Raw genomic sequence first — 12,644 nt, forward strand, 5'->3', positions numbered from 1 at the left:
AGCCCGCGACCCTAATGCAGGATCAATACCACCCCATGCCCCGCCTCCCCCTCATCCTCCTCTCCCTCCTCGCCACCCTCGCCCAGGCCGAGCCCGCAACCCTCGAATACGCCCGCGTCGACGACACCCCGCTCCAACTCGACCTTCACCTCCCCGAGCAACGAGACGCTCCCGCCCTCATCGTCTGGATACACGGTGGAGCTTGGCGGGCCGGCAGTAGAAAAAGAGTACCCATAAATCCACTACTCGAAAAAGGCTGGGCCATCGCCAGCGTCGACTACCGCCTTTCGCCCCAAGCCAAATTCCCCGCCCAGATCCACGACATCAAAGCCGCCATCCGCTACCTGCGAGCCAACCCGGAGAATCTCCCCTACGACGCCACCCGCATCGTAGTCGCCGGCGAATCCGCCGGAGGCCACCTCGCCGCCCTCGTCGGCGTCACCAACCACCACCCCCAGCTCGAAGGAAAGGTCGGCCACCACCTCCAGCAAAGCTCCGAGGTCCAAGCCATCGTCAGCCTCTTCGGAGCCAGCAACCTCACTACCATCCTCAAGCAATCCACGCCCCACGGCCTCAAGGTCCGAGTCCCAGCCCTCGATCTCTTCCTCGGCGCCCAGCCTCAAGACGACCCGCAAACCGCCCAGCTCGCCAGCCCCGTATTCCACATCGACACCCAAGATCCGCCCCTTCTCCTCGTCCACGGCGACCAGGATCCCCAAATGCCCATCAACCAATCCCACGAGCTGCAAGGCCAGTACGAAGCCCACCACCTCCCCTGCGAATTCAAAGTTCTCCACGGAGCCGCCCACGGCGGAGCGCCCTTCTACACAGAAGAACGTATCAACCACATCGATACGTTTCTCCGAGCGCAATTCCAAGGTCGTCCTTAGGCCCTCGAGACCCAGCCGCCCCGCGAGCGGCCGAGTCAAAGCTACCAGAATTTCCGGAAAGCTTCCCTTGCCAGAAACCTTACCGCGTCGCTCAATCCTACTGGTAGGCATCCCCCGACCTTCCACCGACCCGTGCCTCCCATCAAAGCTACGCGCCCCATGATTCGTTACCTCGTTCCCATTATCCTGCTCGCGGCTTCCGCCGTCGCCGCCGAACGCCCCAATATCCTCATCGTGCTCGCCGACGATCTCGGCTACTCCGACCTCGGCTGCTACGGAGGCGAGATCCAAACTCCAAACCTCGATGCCCTCGCCCAAAACGGCCTGCGCTACACGAACTTCTACAACACCGGCCGCTGCTGGCCCTCCCGCGCCTCCCTGATGACCGGCTACTACGCCCCCCAAGTCGGCATGGACCCAAGGCAAGGCAAAGAATGGCCGAGCTGGACCCAGCTCCTGCCCCAGCGACTCCGCCAAGCCGGCTACCGCAACTACCTCAGCGGCAAATGGCACCTGCGCCACCTCGCCTCCCATCCCGCCAACGCCTGGGACCGCTCCTACCAGCTCGCCGACCACAACCGCTTCTTCAGCCCCGAAAAACACTACCTCGACTCCGAGCAACTTCCCCCCGTAGCCCGCGACGAAGGCCGCTACGCCACCATCGACACCGCCCAGTACGCCATCGACTTCCTCCAGGAACACCAGCGCGATCACGCCGACTCCCCCTTCCTGCTCTACCTCGCCTTCACCGCCCCCCACTTCCCCCTCCACGCCAAGCCGGAAGACATCGCCAAATACAAAGGCCGCTACGACCAAGGTTGGGACCAGCTTCGCCACGAGCGACTGGAGCGACTGCAAGCCCAAGGCATCTACCAAGGTCCGCTCGCCCAGCGACAAGAAAACGTGGTTCCCCACTGGAGCCTCAACCAAAGCGAACTCGAAACCCAAATCGATCCCGCCGAACTTCGCACCGCTCCCGCCTGGGACAGCCTCACTCCCGCTCAAAAAGCCTTCCAAGCCTCCAAAATGGAAGTCCACGCCGCCATGGTGGACCGACTCGACCAAGAACTCGGCCGCGTCATCGACCAGCTCAAGGCCGCCGGCCAATTCGAAAACACCCTCATCCTCTTCCTCTCCGACAACGGAGCCACCGCCGAGCAAATCAACCGCGGCGACCGCCATGTCCTCGGCGCCGTGTCCGGCAGCGCCGACTCCTACCTCGCCCTCGGCCCCGGCTGGTCCACCGCCGCCAACACGCCCTTATCCCTCCACAAGCACTGGAACCATGAAGGCGGCATCTCCAGCCCGCTGATCGTTCATTGGCCCGCCGACCTCGACGCCCCCGGCCAACTCCGCCACACCCCCACCCACATCGTCGACATCGTCCCTACCCTCCTGGAAGCCAGCGGACTCGACACCCCCGGGCCCAAATTCGACAAGCCCCTCCCCGCCTCCCACCAAGCTCCGCCCTTCCCCGGGCTCAGCCTGCAGCCCACCTTCCCCGCCGATCCCGAATGGGAAGCCCGAGGACTCTATTTCCAGCACTCCGGAAACAAGGCTTACCGCCTCGGCGATTGGAAAGCCGTCATGCGCCGCGACAACGCAAACCACTGGGAACTCTACAACCTAGCCCTCGACCGAGCCGAACGTAATGACCTTTCCACTACACACCCTCAAAAGCTATCCCAACTCGTCGCCCTCTGGGAAAAGGCCGACCTCCAGTACCGCATCGACGCCAGCCGCTAGCAGCCCTTTTCACGCGCAAAAGCTCGCCACCAGCCCGCCGCAATCCATATAACATTCATGGAACGCGCCCCCTTCCAAAAACGATACTCATAGTCGAATTTTGGATACGAAATAAACATAGCCAGAAACCCTAAGTTCCCCGTAAAGTCGGGCCCCTCCCGACCGATCTAGGCACTGCCTTGCGAAATCCGCAGCGGCAAATTCAAAAAGATGTCTACTATGGGAACTCAGCTAAGAAGAGTCGCGCTCGCGGCTATTCTCTTAACTCTGGCTTCTCTCACACGCTTGGTTGCAGGTACCTTCCACTCAACAGACGGATCCGTCTACGAGGGCACCATCGACTACGCGAACGAGAAAGAAGTCACCTTCAAAACCAGTGATGGCGCCTTCGCCACCGCTGCTATCGCCGAGCTCGCTCCCGAGAGCGCTTCCGCAGTCCAAGCGTGGATGGAAGCCAATCCGGACTTGAGCGGCGTCTACTCGGTCTGGGACCAAAAGCCCAGCGTGGTGCGCAGCCGCGTCGCAGTGACTCCACCGCAACTCAGCTCCCCGGGATTCAAGGGGCTCGTCAGCTTGCAGGTCATCTTGGACGAAAGCGGCAAGGTCAGCCGCGCCGCCGTCTCCAAGTCCACCCACGAAGCGCTCGAGGAAGCCGCCATCGACGCCATGCGCAAATGGTCGTTCAAGCCCGCCCAAGTCGCCGGCAAGAACGTCAAAGCTCGCATCGCGATCAGCTTCAAGTTCGAGGCCTAGACCGTCCATCAGATCCATTGGAAAACGAAAAAGAGGAGAGCTCCCACGAGCTCTCCTCTTTCAATTTCCATCCGCCACCTTCGCATCCCCCTCCGATCCCCCGCGCGAAAAAGATATCAACGTTGATAAGAAAACTGCGCCCCCTACCGAAGCCGACCTCCCTGCGGTCCCCTCAATCGATTTCCAAGTCCGCGATCCGCCAGCGCTTCTTCTTGTAGACAACCCGCGCCTTGAACTCCGCCGTCACGCCGGAAAGCGTTTCGATACCGCCCTCCAGCTTGACGCTCGTCCCCAGGAAGCCGCGCTGGATTTCGTAGCCATAGAGGTCGCTTGAAATGGATACGTAGCCCGAGAGCAACTCGTGCTGGCGACGATACAGCAGCCGCGTATCGTACTCCGCCCTACGCTCGTTCACATCGAAGGCTTCCAGCAAACCCGCCCCGCGCCGCGCGTTGTTCTCGGCCCCCGCTTGCATGAAATGGTCCAGCGCGTTGATCGCCTCGCTAACCGCCTCCGACTCGAAGTCGCCATAGGAAGGAAATGGAAACAACGAAAGAAGCAGACCGAGCAAAGAAAGGCGAAACGTGCGAATAAGGCTCATGGCGGCGTGGGTGGAAGAACGATGCGCTCGCCGGACGCGAAACGCTAAAAACGAGTAAAGCGCCGATCCCCCTGCGAGCCTAGCCCAAAGCACCCCCTTCAGGTTTTCCCCCAAACAATCCGCCAAGCCCCCACCGCCCCCGCCAAAGCCCAGTGGTCTGACCACTGTTCCAAAAATGACCCGTAGAAGTCCCGGCTCCCTCCTTAGGAACTGCTAAAGCCTATTGCCTCCTCTAATACTTACCATTTTGTATTTTATTCACTGTATTAGCAAGCCGCCCGGTTCAGAGTGGACCCATGGTTACAGATCTGTCCCCCACCACGCTGCCGCAGCTCATCCAAGGCGGCATGGGCATCGCTATTTCAAGCTGGAAACTCGCCCGAGCAGTCGCCAGCCGCGGTCAATTGGGAGTCGTTTCCGGCACCGCTATCGATCGCGTCGTCGCCTGCCGCCTGCAGGAAGGCGACCAAGGCGGCTCCATCCGAAAAGCCGCGGAAACGTTTCCCGACCAAGGCCTCGCCACCCGCGTGCTCCAGCGCTGGTTCAAGCCGAACGGCCTCGACCGCCCCGGCACCTACCAGCCGGTCCCCCTCTTCAGCGTCAACCCTCCCAAGGCCCTTCTCGAGCTGGCCACTTTCGCCTCCTTCTGCGAGGTCTGGCTGGCCAAGCGCAAAGCCACCGGCCCCATCGGCATCAACTTGCTCGAGAAAATCCAAGCCCCCACTCTCCCCATCCTGTACGGGGCCCTGCTTGCCGGCGTGGATACCGTGCTCATGGGAGCCGGAATCCCACGCGAAATCCCCGGCCTGCTCGATCGACTCTGCCAACACGAAGCCTGCTCCTTGCGCCTCAACGTTGAGAACGGAGCGGACGTAGAAATCCCTTTCGACCCTCGAATCGTCCAGGCTGAACTCGCGCCCCTCCCCCGCCCCCAATTCCTCGCGATCGTAAGCTCCCATGTCCTCGCCATGTCACTGGCCCGCTCCGGCGGCGTCGACGGCTTCGTCGTGGAAGGCCCCATCGCCGGCGGACACAACGCAGGACCCCGCGGCTGGAAGGTCGAAAGCGGCGAGGACCCCATCTACGGCCCCAAGGACGAAATCGATCTCGCCCGCATCCAGTCCCTCGGACTTCCCTTCTGGCTGGCAGGCGGCATGGACTCCCCCACCTCCCTCGCCGAAGCGCAAGCCCTCGGGGCTGCCGGCATCCAAGTCGGTACCGCATTCGCCTTCTGCTCCGACTCTGGCATGGAGCCCACCCTGCGCCGCCGGGCTATCGCCTACGCTCTCGCCGAAGACGTCGCCACTCGCACCGAAGGCCGCGGCTCCCCCACCGGCTACCCTTTCAAGACCCTCAACCTCAACGGCACCGAGGGCGGGCGTGACGCCGCCGACCGCGAACGCCAACCTTGCAATCACGGATACCTGCGCACCGCCTACCAAAAAGCGGACGGCAGCATCGGCTGGCGCTGCGCTGCCGAGCCTGAAGCCGACTACGTGCGCAAAGGCGGAAGCGCCGAAGACTGCGTCGGGCGCCGCTGCCTCTGTAATGGACTTTTGGCGACAGCCGGATTTCCCCACGCCATGAAAAGCGGCGGCATCGAGTACCCGCTCGTGACTTCCGGCACCCTGCGCGACCTGCCGAGATTTCTCAAAGGCAGATCTGACTACGATGCCAACGATGTGCTCGATGAACTCGGCGTCTAGCGCAGCCTCCCGATACAACGGCAACGCTTCCCGAGTCGCCAGCTCGCGGAAGCCGGAGGAGCCCGGAACAATTAAGGACTGGCCATTCGCCGCCTCGGCATGGTCTCATCGACCATGCTCCGTCGCTTGCAAAGCTTCTTTCACCCGCTTCTCGTCTTCACCCTCCTTTTCGCCTCCACCTACAGCCTGCACGCCCGTCCCGCAAGCAAGCGCGCCCTCGAGAAGGCATTCCTCGAATCCAACGCAAACAGGCCTGGAGTCGTCACCACCAAATCAGGACTGCAATACGAAGCGCTGCAAAAGGGCACCGGAACCGAGTATCCAAAAAGACGCGACACCGTCATAGTACACTTAGAAGGAAAGCTCACCGACGGGACCGTATTCGAAAGTACCCTCCACCGCCCTAAGCCAGTCGAAATCCCTATCAGCAAACTGGTATCGGGATGCCGCGAGGCAATCAGACTGATGAACGTCGGCGACAAGTATCGATTCTACCTGCCCAGCAAGCTTGGCTACGGAGGGAGTCAGCAAGGAGATATTCCACCGTACTCAGTCCTCATTTTCGAGATCGAGCTCTTCGAAATCGTGAATCGCTAAGCTGCCTTCAACGCCTACGTATTTGCACAACAGATACAATCCCAGCGACTACGACCAACGGCAGACAACTCAGCAGCAACACCGACCACCCGAACCGAAAGAGAAACCAGCCAGCCGACAAAGCAACAACCGCCTGGCAGCCAAAGACCGCGAAATCGTTGGCTGCTTGAGCCTTGTAGCGTTCGTTCCCCCGGTATGCCCGCGGCAGCAGAGCCGTACCGCTGGCGAAGAGAAAATTCCAACCTACCCCCAGCAACACCAAGGCGCCCCAGAAATGGGCAAAAGCCTCACCCTGTAAGGCTACGATCAATACAATCCCGTAAGCCAAGGAACCAGCAAGCATCAGCTTCCCCGGACCAAACCGCTTCATCAACCAACCGGCGAACAAGCTCGGCAAATACATCGCGACGATATGCCACTGGATCACTCGCTTGGTATCGTCCAAGCTGAAACCGCAAAGCTCATGCATGGTGATGGGCGTTGCCGTCATGATAAAGCTCATCACCGCATAACTGAGAGCCGCCGTTCCCGCCGCGATCAGGAACGCCGGCGACTTTACGATTCCAGCCAAAGGACGATCCGCGACCTCCGTTCTCTCCAGTCGCCTTACGGGCTCCTTGTAAAAGGAAAATACCGCAATAGCCATCAGCAGCACTCCTCCCAGCAAGGCGAAGGAACCTGCAAAGCCGTAAGGCGACTCCAGCCAGTCCCGCCCCCGGGCCCCCACCTCCGGACCCAAGTAGGCCGCGACCAAGCCCCCTGTCATAAACGCCGACAAAGCCGGACCGTAATTGGCTGGATCGGGTACGCTCTCCAAAGCGGCGAAACGAATCTGTTGACCGAAGGCCGAGGCGACTCCCATGCAATAAGAAGAGCCCAGCAACAGGGCGAACGACACTTCCCGCGCCGCCAAAAACCCCAACCCGCAGGCCAACAAGCCGAAGCCGAAACCGACGTATCCACCCCGCTTCCTCCCCAATCGCTTCATGACGAACGCAACCGGCACCGTAGCCGAAGCCGTTCCCACCACCATCAAGGCCACCGGCAAGGTCACCAAGGATTCGTCCTCCGCCACCTTAGCCGCCAACAAGCCGCTCACCAAGATCATCATCGGCACCATGCTCAAAGCCAACGATTGGCTGGCAGCCAGGATCCAGACGTTTCCAGGCAAAGACTTGAAGGCGCTGAAATTCATTCCTCCCCAAACAATCCAAAGCGCCACCCGACTGCGAGGATCTTTACCCCACCTCCGCAAAGCCCAACGCAAGATCACAATACCCTTAACTAGGTTCACCTCATCTGTTTCCTCATACAACTCGAAGGTGCCAACCTATAGACTTATGACGACGAAATCTGATACGATTCGCTCCCATTTCCCATAAACAAGGAGGACAATCATTTCCCCCTTTAACGAGTTCCTAAGATGCTGGAATTCGTAACATCCTACCCCCTACTCCGGCCATGAAAAAAGCTATCATAACCTTCCTGATCTTCCTGTATCCAAGTATCTCACAGGCAGTGACAATCGAACTCCGCACCATCATCGCAGTCGCGGCAGAACTAAAAGACTTATTCGGCGACACAGCGCCCACACCCATCATCGAAACAAATGATGATCCTTGCAGCCTCACCCTCTCTATCAACAATCTTCGCGGACCATACGGGAACTACACTTACAGCGAGAAAAACATTGCCTGGAACCAATACTGGCAAGGCTCATTGGTGATAGAGGCCGCTGAAGGTTTCGTCAAAAAAGATCGTCTTGAAATTTCGGGTACAGTCCAACATCGAGACGAGTTTTGTCACGAAAACTTAGGTAATCCAGGCCCCCCGCTTTCCTTCCTTTTCAACCTCGATCTCAATACCAGTTCGATCGCAAATCTCGTAAACGAACAGGGGCAGATCACTTTAAACTCTCCCCTAGACGATGGTCCCCACCTCGAGCACCATGACTTTCTAACAAGAGCCAGACTCAGAGGTAACGTATTCGATGAAGGTAGCGAAATCGGACAGGTGCACCTTAGCATCGCTGCCGTACATGTCTCAGATTCAGTTTCAACAATAGGATTGCTAGGCGCTTGCCTTCTTTCTCTCACCCTCGCAACCCGACGCCTAAGACTTCGCTAATCACTAGCCTAGTGCTTGAACCTCCCTCCCCCCCAAAAAAATCATTACCAAAAGAAGAGGGATTGCCGTTTACCTGTAGGGCCGCCGCCGTGGGAGACGAAGCTCAAAGTGCGAAGGCTGCTTGCGACGTGCCGCAGATCCCTGCACTGTTATCCTGCATTGCGGCGTGGCGCGAGCGCCAGCCCTACACTCGAGAGCGTCTCCCCGCAAAAGGGTGATAAGCCAAAAAAAGCGGATATCCAGTTGCGAAACTCCTATTCCTACATATGTAGTACTATATGTACTTCAAGGCGATCTTATGGGGATCCTTTCTGTTCAGCCTCGCATTGGTTGGGGAGCAGGCGAGGTTGCGGATCCTGCAAAACAAGCTCCACGCGGAACACCACCAAAGGAGTCCGCTCAGTATCCACAAATCGGGCACGATCCTCAAGTTCAGCGGGCAGGCTCACTTCGAGATTCCTCTCCAAGCCGCTATCGACTCCGCCGTCCAGCACGGCTACTCGGATTCCCTCCTTCGCTACCTCAGCCACCGCTACGGCGAAATCCTTCCCTATTGGGAAACACCGACCGGCCTGCGCTTCGAGCTCGACCACCTCACCCAACACCTGATCAAGGAGCGAGTATTCACCGTCGTGCACCCTATCACCGGCCAGCGACACCACAGCTTTCAAATCCTCCCCGAATCCGAACACTACTACTTCGCCTACGCTTACGAAGACGGGACGACCTTTTACGAAGAGGAAAAGCCAGACTTCCACCTGGGGCCCTACTGCCTGCTCGAACTTCGCCACCTCGGCTACGCGATCGCTTTCGAGGACCTTTCCAGGGAGCCCTTCCACGCTTGCCTCCACCGCGCCCGCGCCCCCAAGCCCCCCACGCTGCAGCTTAACACCAACCACATACAGCCCGACCTCTCCACCGAGTTCCTCCGCATCCTCGCCAATCCCGACCCCACGGTTTTCTAAATTCGTATCCAATTTTTGGACTCGCCTGATCCAACAAGCGCTTGCCGGAGCAAACGATTTCTGAATGCTTCGCAGGAGTGAATCCCGACTCCTCAACGAAACCGCTCCCACGCGCCCGCCTCGTTCTCCTAGCCGCGCTCACGATTGCGATCGGACTGCTTTCGCGTCGCTTCCCCATCGCTGGCAACTACCCGGGCGACGCCCTCTGGGCAACCTTGGTCTATTTCCTCTGGGCAATCCTGCTGCCGCATCGTCCCTATCGCCTACACTTTTTCCTAGCGGCTACCACCGCGGCCTGCGTGGAATTCAGCCAGCTCTACCACGCCCCCTGGATCGACAGCTTTCGCCAAACCCTCGCCGGTCGCCTAGCGTTGGGTTCCGGATTCGATCCCTACGACTTGCTCGCCTACGCGATCGGCTGCGTCCTCGGACTTATCTGCGTTCACCGTCTCGCTCCGAAGTAATCCAGCATCCTTAAATTGGATACAGGGACGGATGCCGGCCCCGCCGCCACCCCATTATTTTGCTCACACACAAGAACCGCCCGATTCGGCTTCCAACATTTGCGGAGGTGTCTAGGTCTGGTATCCTAATACCACCCCGAGATACCGAATACCATGAATGCCACCCCCATCTTCAGGTCCTTCTTGCTGCTCGCCCTCAGTGTCGCTCTAGGCAGCCCGGCATGGACCAAAACCGCCGCGCCTGAGGGAGGCGTCAGCATTATTCCGAGCAATCCCCTCGCCAGCAACTTCTGGCCAGGCAGCTACAACGACAGCCCAGTCGCTAGCGCTGAAATCGTCTCAGCCGACCATCCCGACTTCGAGCAAGCCTTGCGGGTAACGGTTACCAACCCGGCCGGCCAGTACTGGAACGGAGCCCTGCAAGTCGGCAGCACCAGCAGCGTTTCCCAGGGCGACGTACTTTTCGTCCGCGCCTTCTTTCGCTCCATCGAGTCCAAGGACGAATCCGGAGTCGGCTTCGCCACGATCTTCGCCCAAGGCCCCGGCCCCAGCTACACCAAGTACCTGCAGCGCGAAATCACCGCTGGCTCGCAATGGGTCGAGTACCTGTTTCCCTTCGAGATAACGGAGGACCATCCCACTGGATCGCTAAGCTTGCAAATCGGAGCCGGCGCCGGCTCGAAAACCCAGACGTGGGAAATCGGCGGCATCGAGTTTCTCAACTACAAAAAGACACTGGCAGTCGCCGACCTTCCGGTCACTCGCCCCACCTACGCCGGGCGCGACCCCGACGCGAGCTGGCGCTCCGCAGCGGCAGCCCGTATCGAGAAGTATCGGAAAGGTGACTTCAAGATCCACGTTTTGGATACAAACGGAGCCCCTCTTCCCGACGCCGAGGTAAACGTCTCCTTCGTTCGCCACGCCTACCATTTCGGTTCGGTCATCGTAGCTCATCGACTTTTCAGCGATGACCCAGACGACGTTATCTACCGCGAGAAATTCCTCGACCTCTTCAACCAAAGCGGACCGGAGAACGACTTCAAATGGGGACCGTGGGCTGGCGAATGGGGAAGCAGCTTCAACGCCCAACAAACCCTCGACGCCATGCAATGGCTGCAAGATCGCAACATCTATACCCGCGGCCACGTCATGGTCTGGCCATCCAAGCGCAACTTGCCCAACCTCATCCAAAGCTACCTGCCCGAAGGCGATCCCGCCAATGCCGACCCCGCCGCCAAACAAATCGTGCTCGACCACATCGACGATGTCGCCAGCCGCAGCGAACCGGTGATCGACGAATGGGACGTGCTCAACGAACCCTACGACAACCACTACCTGATGGACGCCTTCGGCAACCAAGTCATGCTAGACTGGTTCCACCGCGCCCGCGCCCACCTCCCGCAACAGGGCCTTTACATCAACGACTACAGCATCCTCTCGGGCGGCGGACGTGACTTCGCCCACCAACAGCACTTCGAAGATACCATCTCGTATTTGGTTTCCAACGACGCCCCCATCACTGGCATCGGCATGCAAGGCCACTTCAGTTCCTCGCCCACCGGCATCGAACTGGTTTACAGCATTCTCGAGCGCTTCCACCACGCCTTCCCGAAACTCAACATTCGCGTCACCGAATTCGACGTCAGCACCGAAGACGAAGACATGCAGGCGGACTATACGCGCGACTTCCTCACCATCATGTTCAGCCACCCCGCTACCGTTGGCGTGCAAGCTTGGGGTTTCTGGGAAAACGCCCACTGGCGCCCCTCCGCAGCCATGTATACCGCTGACTGGCGCGAGAAACCCAATGCGGTCGCCTGGAGAGAAATGACCCAAGAAACCTGGTGGAACGACTTCGCGGGAAAAACCGATGCCAAGGGCACATTCGCCGCGCGCGGGTTCTACGGCGACTACCTCGTCACCGTTCAACTAGGAGACTCAGTCCATCAGTTTCCCCTTCCCCTCAAGCCGGGAGGCCCCAATACCGCCTCCCTCCACCTTTCTCCGTCACCGCCTGCTCCCGATCTCCGCATCGACGGCCCCGCAGGCGAACCTGTAGTTGCATTTCCAGACACTAGCTCCGGAAGCTACTACCTCGAAACGTCCACCGACCTGCAACGCTGGACCCCCGTCGCGAAGATCAAGGAAATGCCCAGCGAGGTGCGCTACAGCATGCCGATAAAGGACCACGGAGCGGTTTTCTACCGATTGACAGCGAATTGAAGTACCCTAACCCGCCGCAATTCAGAGTTGAGCAGCCCGCAGAAATCCTTTTCATAGGGCCGAATCCTGAACCACTGCTAATCCAACCCATAAACAATCATGGATCCTAAGACTCGCGGCATCGTAGCCTACCTCACAATTATTGGCTGGGTCATCGCCCTCGTCACCAACAACCCGAAGGACGAGCAAACCTCCTTCCACCTGCGACAGATGCTCGGGATCATCCTGCTAAGCGTAGCCGCCAGCATCCTGGCCGCGATCCCTCTGCTCGGCTTGCTCATCTGGCCTATCGGCATGATCGCCGCCTTTATCCTTTGGGTCATCGGACTGATCAGCGCCATCGAAGGCTCCCGCAAACAAGTGCCATTCGTCGGCGAATACTTCCAAGAGTGGTTCAAGGGACTATAGCGGCCCCTTCATATAACCGATCCCTTTCCCAGCCCCGTTCCGCGTCGAAGCGCGACGGGGCTTTTTCGCGTCCCGACGAGACCCGTCACCATTTGTTCACCGATTTTCCGCGAATCCGCATTGCGCGCAGGTTGCAAATCGCAACACTTTCGGCATCAGGTAAT

General features: G+C 59.3%; 12 protein-coding genes. 10 read left to right on the forward strand and 2 right to left on the reverse strand.

Translation table 11 applies throughout. The features are described from left to right. Positions 1–35 precede the first annotated feature (35 nt). The 3 genes from QEH57_RS18430 to QEH57_RS18440 all read left to right on the forward strand — a co-directional run bounded on the left by QEH57_RS18430 (position 36) and on the right by QEH57_RS18440 (position 3,389). Positions 36–890, forward strand: coding sequence for an alpha/beta hydrolase (locus QEH57_RS18430; RefSeq protein WP_309008248.1), 855 nt, complete (start codon positions 36–38; stop codon positions 888–890). 159 nt (positions 891–1,049) lie between these two features. After that, entirely contained in the window at positions 1,050–2,636 is a 1,587-nt protein-coding gene (locus QEH57_RS18435; RefSeq protein ID WP_309008249.1) for an arylsulfatase, read from the forward strand. A gap of 210 nt (positions 2,637–2,846) precedes the next feature. Next, on the forward strand, positions 2,847–3,389 hold the full coding sequence (locus QEH57_RS18440) for an energy transducer TonB (RefSeq protein WP_309008250.1): 543 nt from the start codon (positions 2,847–2,849) through the stop codon (positions 3,387–3,389). 172 nt (positions 3,390–3,561) lie between these two features. Here QEH57_RS18440 and QEH57_RS18445 read toward each other — a convergent pair whose 3' ends face one another. Then, positions 3,562–3,990 (reverse strand): hypothetical protein, encoded by a 429-nt coding sequence (locus QEH57_RS18445; RefSeq protein WP_309008251.1) that lies wholly within the window; start codon positions 3,988–3,990, stop codon positions 3,562–3,564. 296 nt (positions 3,991–4,286) lie between these two features. Here QEH57_RS18445 and QEH57_RS18450 point away from each other — a divergent pair, with 296 nt between their 5' ends. Beyond that, the gene (locus QEH57_RS18450; protein WP_309008252.1) at positions 4,287–5,696 is read left to right on the forward strand and encodes a nitronate monooxygenase; all 1,410 of its coding nucleotides are present in this window, start codon (positions 4,287–4,289) and stop codon (positions 5,694–5,696) included. A 99-nt stretch (positions 5,697–5,795) separates the two neighbouring features. After that, a complete protein-coding gene (locus QEH57_RS18455) occupies positions 5,796–6,293 on the forward strand; it encodes an FKBP-type peptidyl-prolyl cis-trans isomerase (RefSeq protein WP_309008253.1) in 498 nt (165 codons plus the stop codon). A 7-nt stretch (positions 6,294–6,300) separates the two neighbouring features. On the opposite strand, the gene QEH57_RS18460 is transcribed toward QEH57_RS18455, so the two are convergent. Further along, entirely contained in the window at positions 6,301–7,488 is a 1,188-nt protein-coding gene (locus tag QEH57_RS18460) for an MFS transporter (RefSeq protein ID WP_309008254.1), read from the reverse strand. Positions 7,489–7,754: 266 nt separating this feature from the next. Between QEH57_RS18460 and QEH57_RS18465 the strand changes: the two genes are divergently transcribed. The 5 genes from QEH57_RS18465 to QEH57_RS18485 all read left to right on the forward strand — a co-directional run bounded on the left by QEH57_RS18465 (position 7,755) and on the right by QEH57_RS18485 (position 12,480). After that, entirely contained in the window at positions 7,755–8,420 is a 666-nt protein-coding gene (locus tag QEH57_RS18465) for a hypothetical protein (RefSeq protein ID WP_309008255.1), read from the forward strand. 278 nt (positions 8,421–8,698) lie between these two features. Next, on the forward strand, positions 8,699–9,385 hold the full coding sequence (locus QEH57_RS18470) for a hypothetical protein (RefSeq protein ID WP_309008256.1): 687 nt from the start codon (positions 8,699–8,701) through the stop codon (positions 9,383–9,385). A gap of 77 nt (positions 9,386–9,462) precedes the next feature. Then, positions 9,463–9,849: a DUF2809 domain-containing protein gene (locus tag QEH57_RS18475; protein WP_309008257.1), complete on the forward strand. Its 387-nt coding sequence runs from the start codon at positions 9,463–9,465 to the stop codon at positions 9,847–9,849. Between the two features lie 153 nt (positions 9,850–10,002). Beyond that, complete coding sequence (locus tag QEH57_RS18480; RefSeq protein ID WP_309008258.1) at positions 10,003–12,072, forward strand: endo-1,4-beta-xylanase; 2,070 nt, start codon at positions 10,003–10,005, stop codon at positions 12,070–12,072. A 99-nt stretch (positions 12,073–12,171) separates the two neighbouring features. Continuing rightward, positions 12,172–12,480 (forward strand): hypothetical protein, encoded by a 309-nt coding sequence (locus QEH57_RS18485; RefSeq protein WP_309008259.1) that lies wholly within the window; start codon positions 12,172–12,174, stop codon positions 12,478–12,480. The last annotated feature ends 164 nt before the right edge of the window (positions 12,481–12,644 follow it).

Origin of the sequence: Pelagicoccus sp. SDUM812005, from assembly GCF_031127875.1 — a bacterium.
In the GTDB taxonomy this organism is placed as follows: domain Bacteria; phylum Verrucomicrobiota; class Verrucomicrobiia; order Opitutales; family Opitutaceae; genus Pelagicoccus.